Source organism: Micromonospora sp. CNZ296, assembly GCF_007827635.1.
Map to the genome: position 1 here is coordinate 395,863 of NZ_VISW01000002.1, position 15,339 is coordinate 411,201.

At 72.1% G+C, this 15,339-nt stretch carries 11 protein-coding genes; 8 read left to right on the forward strand and 3 right to left on the reverse strand.

The features are described 5' to 3' along the window. Positions 1 to 2: 2 nt before the first annotated feature. Both FB455_RS04585 and FB455_RS04590 read right to left on the reverse strand, forming a co-directional pair. A complete protein-coding gene (locus FB455_RS04585; protein WP_030268962.1) occupies positions 3 to 413 on the reverse strand; it encodes a hypothetical protein in 411 nt (136 codons plus the stop codon). Positions 414 to 496: 83 nt separating this feature from the next. Continuing rightward, a complete protein-coding gene (locus tag FB455_RS04590; RefSeq protein WP_186466369.1) occupies positions 497 to 5,218 on the reverse strand; it encodes a DUF7933 domain-containing protein in 4,722 nt (1,573 codons plus the stop codon). Positions 5,219 to 5,251: 33 nt separating this feature from the next. Between FB455_RS04590 and FB455_RS34185 the strand changes: the two genes are divergently transcribed. The 5 genes from FB455_RS34185 to FB455_RS04610 all read left to right on the forward strand — a co-directional run bounded on the left by FB455_RS34185 (position 5,252) and on the right by FB455_RS04610 (position 9,758). Continuing rightward, positions 5,252 to 5,449, forward strand: a complete 198-nt coding sequence (locus tag FB455_RS34185) for a hypothetical protein (protein WP_186466370.1) — start codon at positions 5,252 to 5,254, stop codon at positions 5,447 to 5,449. A gap of 210 nt (positions 5,450 to 5,659) precedes the next feature. Continuing rightward, on the forward strand, positions 5,660 to 7,222 hold the full coding sequence (locus FB455_RS04595; RefSeq protein WP_145752353.1) for a phenylacetate--CoA ligase family protein: 1,563 nt from the start codon (positions 5,660 to 5,662) through the stop codon (positions 7,220 to 7,222). A 3-nt stretch (positions 7,223 to 7,225) separates the two neighbouring features. Then, the gene (locus FB455_RS04600; protein ID WP_013285846.1) at positions 7,226 to 7,666 is read left to right on the forward strand and encodes a hypothetical protein; all 441 of its coding nucleotides are present in this window, start codon (positions 7,226 to 7,228) and stop codon (positions 7,664 to 7,666) included. Further along, positions 7,663 to 8,745 carry a GNAT family N-acetyltransferase gene (locus FB455_RS04605; protein WP_145752355.1) on the forward strand — a complete coding sequence of 361 codons (1,083 nt, stop codon included), beginning with the start codon at positions 7,663 to 7,665 and terminating at the stop codon, positions 8,743 to 8,745. The genes FB455_RS04600 and FB455_RS04605 overlap by 4 nt, the downstream gene beginning before the upstream one ends. Positions 8,746 to 8,747: 2 nt before the next feature. Then, the gene (locus tag FB455_RS04610) at positions 8,748 to 9,758 is read left to right on the forward strand and encodes a nitroreductase family protein (RefSeq protein ID WP_013477139.1); all 1,011 of its coding nucleotides are present in this window, start codon (positions 8,748 to 8,750) and stop codon (positions 9,756 to 9,758) included. Positions 9,759 to 9,770: 12 nt separating this feature from the next. Here the strand turns inward: FB455_RS04610 and FB455_RS04615 are convergent, their stop codons facing one another. Beyond that, positions 9,771 to 10,808: a LacI family DNA-binding transcriptional regulator gene (locus FB455_RS04615; protein WP_013285849.1), complete on the reverse strand. Its 1,038-nt coding sequence runs from the start codon at positions 10,806 to 10,808 to the stop codon at positions 9,771 to 9,773. 387 nt (positions 10,809 to 11,195) lie between these two features. Here FB455_RS04615 and FB455_RS04620 point away from each other — a divergent pair, with 387 nt between their 5' ends. From FB455_RS04620 to FB455_RS04630, 3 genes are read left to right on the forward strand one after another with little or no spacing between them, the layout of a single operon-like run. Continuing rightward, positions 11,196 to 12,584 carry a glycoside hydrolase family 43 protein gene (locus FB455_RS04620; protein ID WP_145752358.1) on the forward strand — a complete coding sequence of 463 codons (1,389 nt, stop codon included), beginning with the start codon at positions 11,196 to 11,198 and terminating at the stop codon, positions 12,582 to 12,584. A 14-nt stretch (positions 12,585 to 12,598) separates the two neighbouring features. Continuing rightward, positions 12,599 to 13,963, forward strand: a complete 1,365-nt coding sequence (locus FB455_RS04625; protein WP_030268977.1) for a glycoside hydrolase family 43 protein — start codon at positions 12,599 to 12,601, stop codon at positions 13,961 to 13,963. Positions 13,964 to 13,999: 36 nt separating this feature from the next. Continuing rightward, positions 14,000 to 15,307: a cellulose binding domain-containing protein gene (locus tag FB455_RS04630; RefSeq protein WP_145752360.1), complete on the forward strand. Its 1,308-nt coding sequence runs from the start codon at positions 14,000 to 14,002 to the stop codon at positions 15,305 to 15,307. The last annotated feature ends 32 nt before the right edge of the window (positions 15,308 to 15,339 follow it).

Here is a 15,339-nt window from a genome sequence, read left to right on the forward strand (position 1 = left end):
GGCTACCGGTCCGTCGGCCGCTTCGGGGCCGGCGACGCCAGCCGGTCCGCGAGCCCGTTTGCGATCTCGGGGGCCAGCCGCGCCAGATTGAGTACGGTGTCCAGCGCGTCGTGGGCATCCGAGGTGTACCGCCGGATCACCTCGCCGCGCTGGTCGTCGGCCATCTTCAGTTGCCCGACCACGGTGTCGATCAGGGCGTGCCCGTCGGTGCGGACCCGGGCGACGAGTTCGTCGAACGCCTCCGGGTCCACGCGCCGGCTCTCGGTCAGCTTCTCCTCGAGCCGCCGGGCGCCGGCCAGCCCCGCCGCGAGTTCCTCCTCCAGCACCGTGGCCGCGTGGGTCACGGTCTCCGAGGTCTCCTCGGCCACCTTCTCGAAGCGCTCGTTCGTGCGCTCACGCTCCACGTTCTCCATGCGGCGGAGTCTCCACCCGGCTCCGGGCGGCGGGCTAGGCAAGTGTCGCGATGGTGACTGACGGTAATGACCGCAGGTGGTGGTCAGGGGTGTCGACGCGAGCGGCGGGTCATGACCAGACCGGCGACCAGGAGAACGCCGAGTGTCACGGCCCCGAGCCCGATCGAGGTGATGGTGACCATGCCACTGCCGGTCACCGGCAACGGCGGCATCGGCTTGGGCGGCCCCGGCTTGGGTGGCTTCGGCGTGGGCGGTTCCGGCGTGGGAGGTACCGGGGTGGGCTGCACCGGCCCGGCGACGACCACCGTCGCCGAGCAGTTCGGCGTGCAGTCCGGGTCGGCGGCACCAGATGGTGGGGTGACCGTTGCGGTGTTGGTGAGGCCGCCGGTGGTGCCGGCCGGCACGGCCCCGGTGATCGTGTAGGTGAGCGTTCCGCCGGCCCGGACGGTGACGGTGTCGGTGATGTCGCCGGTGCCCGAAGCGGTGCAGGTGCTGCCGGTGGACGCCGCGCAGGTCCAGGTGAAGCCGGCCACCGGCAGGGGGTCGGTGACTGTGGCGCCCACGGCGTCGGACGGGCCGCCGTTGGTGACGGTGACTGTGTACGTCAGCGGTTCCCCTGGCACATAAGGATTCGGGGCGGCCGTCTTGGTCACCGCGAGGCCGACTGTGGGTTGGCCCGGGATCACGACGGTGGCCGAGCAGTTGGGTGTGCAATCGGGATCGGCAGCCCCTTCGGGCGGTGTGACGGTGGTGGTGTTGGAGAGGTCACCGGTGGTGCCGGGCGGCACGGTTCCGGTGATCGTGTAGGTGAGCGTGCCGCCCGCGAGCACTGTGACGGTGTCGGTGATGTCGCCGGTGCCCGATGCGGCACACGTGCTGCCGGTGGACGCCTCACAGCTCCAGGTGAGGCCGGGCAGCAGCAGGGTGTCGGTGACCGTGGCGCCGACGGCGTCGGACGGTCCGCCGTTGGTGACGGTGACCGTGTACGTGAACGGGCTTCCCGGCACGTACGGGTTCGGCGTCCCGGTCTTGGTCACCGCGAGGTCGACTGTGGTCTGGCCGGGAGTCACGACGGCGGCCGAGCAGTTCGGGGCGCATCCGGGATCGGTGGCGCCTTCCGGCGGCGTGACCGTGACGGTGTTGGAGATGTCTCCGGTGGCGCTGGGCGGCACGGTACCGGTGATCGTGTACGTCACCGTCCCCCCGGCCCGGATGGTGACCCTGTCGCTGATGTTGCCGGTACCGGAGACCGTGCACGTGCTGCCGGCGGAGGCGTCACAGGACCAGCCGAACCTGGCCAGAGGGCCGGGCAGCACGTCGGTCACTGTGGCGCCGACGGCGTCGGACGGTCCGCCGTTGGTGACCGTGACCGTGTAGGTCAGCGGTGTGCCCGGCACGTACGGGTTCGGCGTCGCCGTCTTGGTCACCGCCAAATCAACCGTGGGCCGGCCGGGAGTCACGGCGGTGGCCGAGCAGTTCGGGGCGCAGTCGGGGTCGGTGGCGCCGTCCGGCGGTGTGACGGTGGCGGTGTTGGTGAGGTCTCCCGTGGTTCCCGCCGGCACCGTTCCGGTGATGGTGTAGACGACCGACTCACCGACCCGGATGGTGACCCGGTCGTCGATGTCTCCGAGCCCGGAGGCGGTGCAGGTGCTGCCGATACCGGCTGTGCACGTCCACTCGAACCCGGCCAGCGGCTCGGGCAGCGCGTCGGTCACCGTGGCGCCGACGGCGTCGGAGGGCCCGCCGTTGGTGACGGTGACGGTGTACGTGAACGGCGCGCCCGGCACGTAGGGGCTCGGAGCGGCGGTCTTGGTGATCGCGAGGTCGACTGTGGGGAGGCCGGGCGTCACCGTCGTGGACTGGCAACTGGGGGTGCAGCCGGGATCGGCGACGCCCTCCGGTGGGGTGAGGACGGCGGTGTTCGTCAGGTCGCCGGCGGTGCCCGCCGGCACGGTCCCGCTGATCGTGTAGGTCAGTGTGCCCCCGGCCCGGACGGTGACGGTGTCGTCGATGTCTCCGCTTCCGGAGGCGGTGCACGCGCTGCCGGTGGACGCCTCACAGGTCCAGGTGAACCCCTCCAGCGGCAGATCGTCCGCGACCGTGGCGCCGACCGCGTCCGAGGGGCCGGCATTGGTGACGGTGACGGTCCAGGTCAGCGCCGCCCCCGGCACGTACGGGCTCGGGGTCGCGGTCTTGCTGACGGCGAGGCCGACTGCGGGCTGGGCCGGGGTGACGACCGTGGCGGTGCAGTCGGGGGTGCAGCCGGGGTCGGTGACCCCTTCCGGCGGGGTGACCGTGGTGGTGTTGGTGAGGTCGCCGGTGGTTCCGGCGGGGACGGTCCCGGTGATCGTGTACGTGAGGGTTCCGCCCGCGAGGACGGTGACGGTGTCACTGATGTCCCCGCTTCCCGACGCGGTGCACGTGCTGCCGGTGGACGCCGCGCAGGTCCAGGTGAAGCCGGGCACCGGCAGGGCGTCGGTGACTGTGGCGCCGACCGCGTCCGACGGCCCGCCGTTGGTGACGGTGACCGTGTACGTCAGGGGAGTGCCCGGCACGTACGGATTCGGCGTCCCGGTCTTGGTGACCGCCAGGTCGACAGTCGGCGCCGCCGGGGTCACCACAGTCGCGGTGCAGTTCGGGGTGCAGCCGGGATCGGAGACGCCCTCGGGCGGGGTGACGGTGGTGGTGTTCGTCAGGTCGCCGGTGGTTCCGGCGGGGACGGTCCCGCTGATCGTGTAGGTGAGCGTCCCGCCTGCGAGCACTGTGACGGTGTCGGCGATGTCCCCGCTGCCCGACGCGGCACAGGTGCTGCCGGTGGACGCCGCGCACGTCCAGGTGAACCCGGGCAGCGGCAGGGCGTCGGTGACAGTGGCGCCGACCGCGTCCGACGGCCCGCCGTTGGTGACGGTGACCGTGTACGCCAGGGGAGTACCCGGCACGTACGGGGTCGGTGCCGCCGTCTTGGTCACCGCCAGGTCGACGGTGGGCTGTCCCGGGGTCACGACCGTCGCCGTGCAGTTCGGCGTGCAGCCGGGATCGGTCACGCCCTCGGGCGGGGTCACGGTGGTGGTGTTGGTGAGGTCGCCGGTGGTGCCGGCGGGCACTGTCCCGCTGATCGTGTAGGTGAGAGTTCCGCCCGCGAGCACGGTGACGGTGTCGGCGATGTCCCCGCTGCCCGACGCGGTGCACGTGCTGCCGGTGGACGCCGCGCAGGTCCAGGTGAACCCGGCCAGCGGCAGCGTGTCAGTGACTGTGGCGCCGACGGCGTCGGACGGGCCGCCGTTGGTGACGCTGACCGTGTACGTCAGCGACGCCCCCGGCACGTACGGGTCAGGGGTCGCCGTCTTCGTGACGGCCAGGTCGACGGCGGGCGCCGCCAGGGTCACCACCGTCGCGGCGCAGGTGGGCGTGCAGCCGGGATCGGAGACACCCTCGGGCGGGGTGACCGTTGCGGTGTTCGTCAGGTCGCCGATGGTGCCCGACGGCACGGTCCCGCTGATCGTGTACGTGAGCGTCCCGCCCGCGAGCACGGTGACGGTGTCGCTGATGTCCCCGCTTCCGGAGGCGGTGCAGGTGCTGCCGGTGGACGCCGCGCAGGTCCAGGTGAACCCGGGCGCCGGCAGGGGATCGGTCACAGTGGCGCCGACGGCGTCGGACGGCCCGCCGTTCGTCACGGTGACCGTGTAGGTCAGTGGCGCGCCCGGCACGTACGGGTTCGGGCTCGCCGTCTTCGCCACGGCCAGGTCGACCGCGGGGATGACCTGGAGCGTGGCGGAGCCGGGCGGGTTGATCCCGACGATGGCCGGGAAGTTGCTCTCACAGCCGGGGATCGGCGTGCCGTCCGGCCCGGCGCATCCGGTGTTCGTGTACGAGCCGACCACGTCGGCAGTCACCTCGACGGAGACGGTGCAGGACGCGACGCCCAGGCCGATGTCACCGTCGAAGACCACCGAGGTCGCGCCGGCTGCCGCGGTCACCGTGGCGTCCGAGCAGGTGGTGCTGTTCACCCCGGTCGCGGTCACGCCGGCGGGAAGGTCGTCGGTGAAACTCATCCCGTTCTTGGCCCGCAGGTCGTCGGTGTTGGTGACGGTGAACGTCAGCGTGGACGTCTGCCCCTGCGCGATGGTGGCCGGGCTGAACGCCTTGTCCAGTTGCGGGGTCACGTCCACGATCTGCGGAAGGTCGAACGCCACGTCGTTGCCGGTGCCGGTGGCGGTCGCGTTGTAGAGCCGGAGCCCCAGTGTCGGCGTGTCGGCCACCGACAGTTGCAGCGCCGTCGACTGCAGCTTCGCGATCCACGTGTTGTTGACGATCACGGCACCCGGATCCGTACACGGGCTCAGGTTCTCCGCGAGCACCGTCGGCACCCCGTTGAGGAGCAGCTCGAAGCGCAGGCGTGCCCGCTGCGCGAAGGGGACGGTGCAGTTCCGCTCGGCGAAGATCGCCGAGACCTCGTAGAAGTGCCCGCCCACTGCCGGGATCGAGTTGTTGTCCGTCTCCAACTGGTATCCGGGCAGCTGGGCGGTCGTGCCGTTGGTGTACTCGGTGAGCACCTGGTTGGTGGCCGCCTCCTCGGTGCTCTGTCCCTGGAACAGCCCCATGTCACGGGCCATCTCGCGCAGCCGGTCCCAGGCGGCGTTCCGGGCGCAGTTGTCGTTGTTTGTCACCGGCGGGCTGCCGCCGTTGGGCGGCAGTGGCGACGTCTGGCGCATGATCCAGCCGTTGCACTGCGCCGCGCCGGGGCTCCACGCCGGGTCCGCCGTGTACGTCTCGCTGTCCGCGCCGCTGCCTCCCGGGCCCGGCACGTAGACCGAACCGGGGAGCCGGTGTAGGAGCCGATGCGGATCGGCTCGTCGGCCGCGCTCTCGTTGGAGAAGTCCTCGGTGAAGATGGGTGTGCCGGGCTGGGGCACTCCCGGCTGGCCGGGGACGGTGGCCGAGGCGGGTGAGGGTGAGACCACCACCGCGAACGTCGACGACGACGCCAGCACGGCGAGCACCGCCAGCGCCGACGCCGGTCGCCGCCATCCCTTGTGAACCATCTTCCTCTTCCCCCGTTGTGGCTGGTCGGAGCCGGAAGGCCCCGACGCTCACAGCGGTAAAGGTTCCAGGTCGCTACCCCTTAAGTCCGGTTTTTCATGATTCCCGCATCCGGTCGCGGCGGGCGGCCGGCTGGGTACGCGTACTCAGCGCAGTACCGTCCCGTCGCTCATGTGCGGGCGCGGCGGCGTCGACAGGATGCTTCTCATGGCCGAGACGCTGCACCGACACGCCGCTGCACGTACCGTCGACACGCCCCTGTCCGCCGAGGCCGCGCTGGCCCCCGCCGGCCGCGCGGTCGCCGCGCTGGCCCGGCTCGTCGCCCACCACCCCGCCGGCTGGCGCTGGCTGGCCCGGCGCCACCACCCGGTCCTCGACCGGCTCGCCGCCGCGAACGCGCGGTCGACCTGCGTGCGGGCCGCCCGGCGGGTGCCTGCTTACCAGGCGTTCCTGCGGGCCCGCCCGGGCGGTCTGCGCCGCCGGCTGCGGGACTTCCCGGAGACCGACAAGCACGGGTACGTCATGGCGTACGACGCCTCCGCCCGCTGCCGGGACGGGCGGATGCCGGATCGGGGCGTGGTGGTCGACGAGTCGGCCGGCTCGTCCGGGCGGCCGTTCAACTGGCCACGCGGCGAGCGGGAACTACGGGCGGTGCACCGGGACATCGCCGGCTACACCGGACTGGCGTTCCCGATGCGCCGGCCGTTCGTGATCAACGCGTACTCGATGGGCGCCTGGGCGACCGGCACCACCACCGGCGCGGCGATGGCCCGGATCGCGACTGTGAAGAACACCGGCCCGGACCTCGGGAAGATCGTCGACACGCTGCGCGAGTTCGGTCCCGGCCACGACTACCTCGTGACCGCGTACCCGCCGTTCCTCAAGCACCTGCGGGACCGGCTCGACGCCGAGGACTTCCAGTGGTCGCGGTACCGGATCTTCGCCAGTTGCGGCGGCGAGGGGATGACCGAGGCACTGCGCGACTACCTGGAGCAGCGGTTCGTGCGGGTACGCTCGGCGTACGGGGCGTCGGACCTGACCATCGGCATCGGTGCGGAGACCCGGTTCACGGTGTGGCTGCGGCGGCGGCTGCGCACCGACGCGGGACTGCGCGCGGAACTGCTCGGCCGCGGCGAGCAGCGGCTGCCGATGGTGTTCCAGTACAACCCGTTCGCCACCTACCTGGAGACGAACGAGCGGCGGGAACTGCTCTGCACTGTGGCCAGCCCGCACGTGCTCCAGCCCCGGCTGCGCTACAACGTCGGCGACGAGGCGCTGCTGGTGCCGTACCGGCGGATCGTTGAGCTGGCCCACGCCGACCCGGTACGCCGCGCCGAGTTCCGTACCGCGGTGTCCGAGGAGCGGATGACGCTGCCGCTGCTGCTGTTGTTCGGCCGCAGCGACTCCACCGTGTCCTACCTGGGCGCGAACCTCTACCCGCAGGACGTCGAGTACGGCCTCTACACCGGCAACCCGTACGCCGCCGAGATCAACAGGTTCTGTCTCACGCTGCACGAGGACGCGGCGCTGGAGACCCGGCCGGTGATCCACGTCGAGCTGCGCCGCCCGCTGGACGCCGCGGCACGCGCGGCGCTCGCCGACGCCTGCCGCGACGGGGTACGCGCGCATCTGACCTCGGTGTCGCGGGACTTCGCGCAGTCCCTGGTGGAGGACCCGACCGCCGGCGACCTGCGGGTCGAGCTGTACGAAACCGACGGCGGCCCGTTCGCCGACATGCAGAAGCTCAAGAACGTCTACCTGGTGAGGTGAGCGATGCGTACCCGTGACTTCTCCCGCGCCCCCGCGCAGGCCCGCGCCGGCGCCATGTTCATCGGCGGCACCCGGTACGCGAACCCGCTGGTGCTGCTGCGCCTGGCCCCCGACTGGATCCGGATGGTGCGCGACATGCGCCGGATGTCCGGCTACTGCTGGCACACCGTCTACTGGCAGTTCCCGCTGACGCTCGGCACGATCGCGTTCTTCACCGACCGGGACGCGCTGCTGCGCTTCGCCCGGACCCGGCACCACCGCAAGCTGATGATGTGGCTGACCGACGGCGACCGCAACGCCACCGCCGGGTTCATCCGGCTCTACACCGCCTCCCCGGACGGCTACTCCAACGGCGCGTGGCGGGCCGAGGACGGCGCGATGGGCCACATCGAGCGGTTCACGCCGCTGGGCGCGGAGACGACCGGACCGGCGGTGCGCCGGTGACCGGCCACCGGTTCGAGCGCGTGACCGGCCGGCGCGGCCTGCGCGACTTCCTCGCCCTCACCGACCGGCTGTACGCCGACGAGCCCCGGTACGTGCCGACGCCCCGGCAGCAGATCCGCCGCTGGTGGCGCGACGGCGTGCCGATGTACGTGCTGCGCGACGCCACCGGCACCGTGGCCGGGCGGACCACGCTGCACACCGACGCGGACTTCGACGCCGAGATGGGGCGCCGCTGCCAGCTGTTCGGGCTCACCGAGTTCACCGCGCCGGCTGCCCGGCCGCTGTTCGACGCGATCGGCGCGTACGCGACGCCCGGCCGGGACCTGCTGTTCGGGCCGGTGGCACTGCTGCCCAACCAGGCCGGCGGCGTGATCACCTCCGGGTACGCCGACCGGGGTTTCGTGGACAGCGCGTGGAACCCGCCGTACTACCCGGACGCGTACGAGGAGAACGGGTTCGCCGGGCGGTTCGTCTCCGACACGTGGATCTGCCCGGTCCCGCCGCCGGTCGAGCCGCCGCCCGCGCTGGGGGTCCAGCCCGACGGCGCGCGGCTGGAACTGCACCGGGGTAACACGCGGCGGCTCGACGAGCAGCTCGACCTGCTGCGCGGGATGCTCAACGACTCCTTCGCCCAGCTCGGCTACTACACGCCGATCTCCGCGGCGCAACTGCGGCGGCAGACCGACGGCCTGGCGTACCTGCTGGACGAGTCGCTCCTGCTCTACCTGACCCGCGACGGGCGGCCGGTGGCGTTCGTGCTCTGCGTGCCGGACATCAGCGACTTCCTGGTCGCGGTCCGCGGCGACCTGAACCCGGTCAACCAGCTTCGGCTGCTGGCCACCCGCCGCCGGTACCGGCGGGAGGCAGTGCTGATCGTCAAGGGCGTGGTGCCGGAGTTCCAGGGGCGCGGCTACCAGCGGCTGCTCTCCGCGCACCTGCACCACAACCTGCACGACGGCGGCTACACGGCGCTGCGCAGCACGTACGTCGGGCGGGACAACCCGGCGTCGGCGGCCCAGTACCGGCGCCTCGGCGGGCGCCCGCTGCACGGCTACGCGTTCTACGCCAGGGAGCGGTGAGCATGGACCTCGCCGCGTTCCACGCGCTGGAGCCGCTGTGCTGGCGGGCGCCGAGCGCACACAACACCCAGCCGTGGCGGCTGCGCTACGAGCGCTGGGCGATCACCGTCGGCTGGGATCCGGCCGACGCGCTTCCCGCGGGCGACCCGACCGGGCGCGACCTGCGGCTGTCGCTGGGCGCGTTCGTGGAGACCTGCCTGATCGTCGCCGCCGACGCGGGGCTGCGGCTGGACTGGGCCGCCGACCACGACGAGTCCGACCGGCGGGTGGGGCGGCTACGGCCGGGACGGCAGCCGTACCGGACGCCGTTCCGCACCGCCGACGTGTGGGACCGGCGTACCCACCGGGGCCGGTTCACCGCCGGGCCGGACGCCGACGTGGTCGCGGCCGTGGACGCGGTCGCCCGGCGGGCCGGTGGCGCGGTCCGTGCCGTGCCGGCGGCCGGGCGGCTGCGCGCGTTGCTGCGCACGGCCGACCGGCAGGTGTACGCCGACCCGGCGGTGGTCGCGGAGCTGCGCCGCTGGCTGCGCCTGGACCGGTCGGGCCCGCGCTACCGGGCGGACGGGCTCAGTGACAGGTGCCTCGGGCTGGGCCGGGCCACTGCCACCGGACTGCGGGCGGCGCTCGCGGCGTACCCGGCGTTGCGCCCGCTGGGGCTGCCCCGGCTGCTCGCCGCCGCGGGCGGTGACCCGCTGGCGCAGGGCGGCGGGGTGCTGGCGCTCGTCGCGCCGCCCGGTCTGGACGCGGCCGGGCAGGTCGAGTTCGGACGCGTGCTCATGCGGATGTGGCTGACGCTGCACACGGCCGGGCTGGCCGCGCATCCGCTCAGTCAGCTCGTCGACGTGGCCGCCACCCGGGACGCGCTCGGCACGCTGCTGGACGTGGCGCCGGAGCGGATCGTGCACGTGGCCCGGGTGGGCCGGCCGGTCGCGCCGGCGCCCCGCTCGGCGCGCCGGGTCGAGCGCACGGGTGGGGGAGTGCTGATGCGGGACGCCGCGGTCCGGGTGGGGTAGGACCGCCGGGGGTCATCGCGACGGCGGCGCGGTGCTGGCCCGTACCACGAGAGTGGTGCCGAGTTCGTACCGCTCCTGGGCCGGGGCGCGGCCGTCGGCCAGGGTCAGGGCGAGCCGGGCGGCCGTGGCGCCGATCTCGGCGAACGGCTGCCGCACCGTGGTCAGCGGTGGCGCGAGCCAGGCCGCCTGCTCGACGTCGTCGAAGCCCACCACGCTGAGATCCTCCGGTATCCGCAGACCGGCGTCCCGGGCCGCCGCGTAGACGCCCATCGCCTGCAGGTCGTCGCCGCAGACGACAGCGGTCGGCGGGTCGGGCCGGGCGAGCAGCTGAGCGCCGAGGTCGCGGCCGTCCTCGAAGGTGAACACGCCCCGCTGTTCGAGGCTCTGGTCGAACGGGACACCGGCGTAGTCCAGCGCGGCGTGGAACCCGTCCAGCCGGGCGCGCGCGGACAGGTCCCGGACCGGTCCGGTGATCACGCCGATCCGGCGATGGCCGAGTTCGAGCAGGTGCCGGGTGGCGGCGAGCGCGCCGCTCCAGTTGTTGGACCCGACGGCGGGGGTGGGGAACAGGTCGCCGGTCGGGTCGATGGCGACCAGCGGTATCCCGTCGGCCTCGAACCGTTCGCCGTCCTCGGCGGTGACCAGGGCGAACGCCGTGATGACGGCGGTCGGCTGCCGCACCAGCAGTTGCTCCGCCCAGGGCAGCCCGGCCGACACGAGCCGGTGCACGTCGGTGAAGCCGACGGTGTGGTCGTGGGCGGCGGCGACCTCCTGGACGCCGCGCAGGATCTGCATGGCGATCGAGGACAGCATCCGGTGGAAGACCACCTCGACGCAGAGGGCCGCGCCGGTGGTCTGCCGTCGCCGGTAGCCGTGGTCGCGGAGCAGGGCTTCCACCCGCTGACGGGTCTGCTCGCCCACCCCGCGCCGGCCGTTGAGGACCTTGGAGACGGTGGGTGGGGACACTCCGGCGAGTTCGGCGATCGTCGCGAGGGGCAGGTCACCGCGCCGGGGCTTGCGCAGGTGCGGCCGCGGTCCTTCTTCGATCACGAGGGAAGTCTATGGCTGCGGCGCGAGGGTGAGTACGCGCCGCTCAGACCGCCCGCGAAAGGTTATCGATAACATTTCGCGCCCCGGAGGACTTCGCCGGGTCGGGTCGTGGATCTCCGGCTTTCCGCGGGAACTTTCGCGAAACCTGTTCGTCACATCTTGACGGCCGACGCCTCCATCCATGAGAGTCCATATAGGCAGATGCGGCGCACGGACGGGAGCCCGGCGCCGGTGGGGTGGCGGAGCGCGTACGGAAAGGATGCCTGGGCAGCATCCTGTTAGCGCTAACACCAGCCCTTCCTGCCGACATCAGACGCCGGTCCGGCCCGCGTCATCACGTCCCACCCATCCACGCGCACAAGCGTGGCGGCAGAGGGGTTCCGATCCGTGGCGATCAGTCGACGAGCACTCATCAAGGCCGTGGCGGCATCCGGCGCACTCACCGCGGCGTCGGTCACCGGCCTTCCCGGCGTGGCGTGGGCGGCGAACACCGCGTACGCGATGGCCTACTTCACCGAGACGCCGAACTTCCAGGGCGCGGACTACGGGCTGCACCTGGCGGTGAGCCGGGACGGTCTGAACTGGACGCCGTTGAACCAGAACAACCCGGTGGTCACCCCGACGCAGGGGCAGATGGGCCTGCGGGATCCGTTCGTGTTCCGCAAGCGGGACGGCAGGTTCGTCATCCTGGCCACCGATCTCAAGGGCACCAACTTCGGCCTGAACAGCCAGTACCTGCACGTGTGGGACTCGACCGACCTCACCGCTCTCACCGGCTACCGCCGGATCCGGATGCACACGCTGCCCAACTCGCACACCTGGGCGCCCACGGCGTTCTGGGACGCCGGCCGCGGCCAGTACGGCATCGTCTACTCCTGCAACAGCGGCGGCGACGTGCTGATGGTCAACTACACAAGCGATTTCATCACAGTCGGCCCGCAGCAGGTGTTCTTCAGCCCCGGCTTCGGGGTGCTCGACGGTGACGTCGTCGTCGACGGTGGCACCACGTACCTCTACTTCAAGAACCTGTCCACCGGCCTGCTGCACGGCGCCCGCTCCTCGACCGGCGCGCCGAACAGCTTCACCACGTACACCAGTGGACTGCGGCAGGGCAACGCGATCGAGGCGCCACTGCTGGTCAAGAACAACGACGGCAGCGGCTGGCGGCTCTGGGGCGACTCGTTCAGCCCGGTCAACGCCGACTACTACATCTGGTCCACCTCGAACATCGGCGGCAACTCGTGGACCGCGCTCAACCAGCGCGACTACACGCCGCCGCTGAACGCCAAGCACGGCTCGATCGTCGGGATCAGCGACGCCGAGTACAACGCGATGATCTCCCGGTGGGGCACCCCGAACTGGGTCCGGCTCAAGTCGTCGAACCTGCCCGACCACGTGGTACGGCACAGCAACGGGGTCGGCCGCGTCGACGCGTACCCGTTCGATCCCTACCAGGACCAGATGTGGCGGATGGTGGCCGGCCTGGCCGACCCCGCCGCCGTGTCGTTCGAGTCGGTGAACCGGCCGGGCAGCTTTCTGCGGCACAGCAACTACGCCATCCGCCTCGACCCCAACGACGGGTCGGCCACGTTCCGGGCGGACGCCACCTTCCACCGCACCGCGGGACTCGCCGACGCCTCGTGGACGTCGTTCCGGTCGCACAACTTCCCGGACCGCTACCTGCGGCACGCCAACTACCTGCTGCGGATCGACCCACTCGGCTCGGCGTCGAGCGCGAGCGACCGCCAGGACGCCACCTTCCGCATCACGCCCTGACCGAGGAGGCCGTCATGACCAGAAGACTCCTGCGACGCGGCGTCGCGCTGTTCGCGAGCATGCTCTGCGCGGTCGCGCTGACGCCTGCTGTCGCCCACGCGGACAACCCCGTCGTCCAGACCATCTACACGGCCGACCCGGCGGCGCTGGTGCACAACGGCCGGGTCTACCTCTACACCGGCCACGACGAGGACGGCTCGACCTACTTCACCATGAAGGAGTGGCGGGTCTACTCGTCGGCCGACATGGTCAACTGGACCGACCACGGCTCGCCGATGAACCTGGCCACCTTCAGCTGGGCCAGCGCCGACGCGTGGGCCGGCCAGACCGTCTACCGCAACGGCCGCTTCTACTGGTACGTCCCGGTCAAGAACCGGGCCACCGGCCGGATGGCGATCGGCGTCGGTGTCTCCGACAGCCCGACCGGCCCGTTCCGGGACGCCATCGGCCGTCCGCTGGTGGAGAACGGTGAGATCGACCCGCACGCCTTCGTCGACGACACCGGGCAGGCGTACCTGTACTGGGGCAACCCGAACCTCTGGTACGTGCGGCTGAACGCCGACATGGTGTCGTTCTCCGGCGGCCCGACCCAGATCCCGCTGACCACAGCGGGCTTCGGCGCCCGCAGCGGGAACACCAGCCGTCCCACGCTGTACGAGGAAGGGCCCTGGGTCTACAAGCGCAACGGGACCTACTACAACGTCTTCGCGGCCGAGTGCTGCTCGGAGTTCATCGGTTACTCCACCGCACCCGGCCCGACCGGTCCGTGGACCTACCGCGGCACGATCATGCCCCGCCAGGGCGGCAGCTTCACCAACCACGCCTCGATCATCGACTTCAACGGCGGCTCGTACTTCTTCTACCACAACGGCGCGCTGCCGGGCGGTGGCGGCTTCACCCGGTCCGTGGCGGTGGAGAAGTTCAGCTACCGCTCCGACGGCACCATCCCGACGATCAACATGACCAGCGCCGGCGCACCGCAGGTCGGCACGCTCAACCCGTACGTGCGCCAGGAGGCGGAGACGATCGCCTGGTCCGCGGGCGTCGAGACGGAACCGTCGAGCGAGGGCGGGAGGAACGTCGGCTGGATCGAGAACGGCGACTACATCAAGGTCAAGGGCGTCGCGTTCGGCGCCGGCGCCGGCTCGTTCACCGCCCGGGTGGCCTCGGCGACGGCCGGCGGCCGGATCGAGGTGCGGCTGGGCAGCCCCACCGGCGCCGTGGCCGGCACCTGCGCCGTCGGCGGCACCGGCGGCTGGCAGACGTGGACCACGGTCACCTGCCCGGTCAGTGGCGCCACCGGCACCCAGGACGTGTTCCTGCGCTTCGCCGGCGGCAGCGGCTACCTGCTCAACGTCAACTGGTGGCAGTTCCGCTAGACCGGCCCACCCCACCATTACCGGAGGAGACCTCAGATGTCGAAGCGCAGAACGAGAGCCGGGTCGGTCACCGCCGCGATCCTGCTGGCCCTGGGCATGGGCGCCGCCATGGTCGGCGGCTCACTGGGCGGCAGCGCCCGGGCCGCGAACGTCGGCGCGGCGGCCGCGGCGGCCGGCTGCGGGAAGGCCCCGACGCTGGCCAGCGGGACGCACACCGTCACCAGCAGCGGCAAGAACCGCACGTTCATCCTGCGGGTGCCCGACGGCTACGACGTCAACCGCCAGTACCGGCTGGTCGTCGGCTTCCACTGGCGCGGCGGCACCGCCACCGACGTCGCCACCGGCCAGACCGTCCAACGCGACGTGTGGTCGTACTACGGGTTGCAGCGGCTGGCGAACAACAGCACCATCTTCGTCGCGCCGCAGGGGCTCAACAACGGCTGGGCCAACGCCGGCGGCGAGGACATCACCTTCGTCGACGACATCCTGCGCCGTGTCGACGCCGGCCTGTGCGTGGACACCAGCCAGCGCTTCGCGCTCGGGTTCAGCTACGGCGGCGCCATGAGCTACGCCGTCGCCTGCGCCCGGCCCACCGTCTTCCGGGCGGTGGCCGTCTACGCCGGCGGCCAGCTCAGCGGATGCAGCGGCGGCACGCAGCCGATCGCGTACTTCGCCGCGCACGGCATCCGCGACGGCGTCCTCGGCATCGCCGGCGGGCGGACGATGCGCGACCGGTTCGTCCGCAACAACGGCTGCGCCACGCAGAACCCGCCCGAGCCGGGCCAGGGCAGCCTGAGCCACCGCACCACCACGTACACGGGCTGCCGGGCGGGGTACCCGGTGGTGTGGGCGGCCTTCGACGAGGGGCACATCGCCGCCCCGCAGGACGGCGCGCCGGGTGACAGCGGCTCGCGTACCTGGCTGCCGGGGGAGACGTGGCAGTTCTTCACCCAGTTCCAGAGCACGACGCCGCCGCCCACCACACCCGCGCCGACCACCCCCGGCCCGACCACCCCGCCGCCGTCCGGCGTCGCCTGCAGGGTCACCGCGACGGTGAACGCCTGGAACACCGGCCTGACCGAAGACCTCACCGTCACCAACACCGGCGGCAGCGCGATCAACGGCTGGTCGCTGGTCTTCACCCTGCCGGGCGGGCAGACCATCACCTCCGGCTGGAACGCCACCTACTCGCCCGGCTCCGGTCAGGTGACCGCCCGCAACGTCTCCTACAACTCCACCATCGCGCCCGGCGCCTCGGTCAGCCTCGGCTTCCAGGCGAACCACACCGGCAACACGGCCGCACCGGCGGCGTTCACCCTCAACGGCGTCGCCTGCGCGAGGTAGCCACCGCACCCGGTGCGCGGGCGGGCCGACGC

Coding starts and splice junctions, on each gene's coding strand:
- FB455_RS04600 (WP_013285846.1), top strand. CDS start 7,226: ATGCGTACCCGTGACTTCTCCCGCGCCCCCGCGCAGGCCCGCGCCGGC.
- FB455_RS04610 (WP_013477139.1), top strand. CDS start 8,748: ATGGACCTCGCCGCGTTCCACGCGCTGGAGCCGCTGTGCTGGCGGGCG.
- FB455_RS04585 (WP_030268962.1), bottom strand. CDS start 413: ATGGAGAACGTGGAGCGTGAGCGCACGAACGAGCGCTTCGAGAAGGTG.
- FB455_RS04630 (WP_145752360.1), top strand. CDS start 14,000: ATGTCGAAGCGCAGAACGAGAGCCGGGTCGGTCACCGCCGCGATCCTG.
- FB455_RS34185 (WP_186466370.1), top strand. CDS start 5,252: ATGCGGATCGGCTCGTCGGCCGCGCTCTCGTTGGAGAAGTCCTCGGTG.
- FB455_RS04625 (WP_030268977.1), top strand. CDS start 12,599: ATGACCAGAAGACTCCTGCGACGCGGCGTCGCGCTGTTCGCGAGCATG.
- FB455_RS04595 (WP_145752353.1), top strand. CDS start 5,660: ATGGCCGAGACGCTGCACCGACACGCCGCTGCACGTACCGTCGACACG.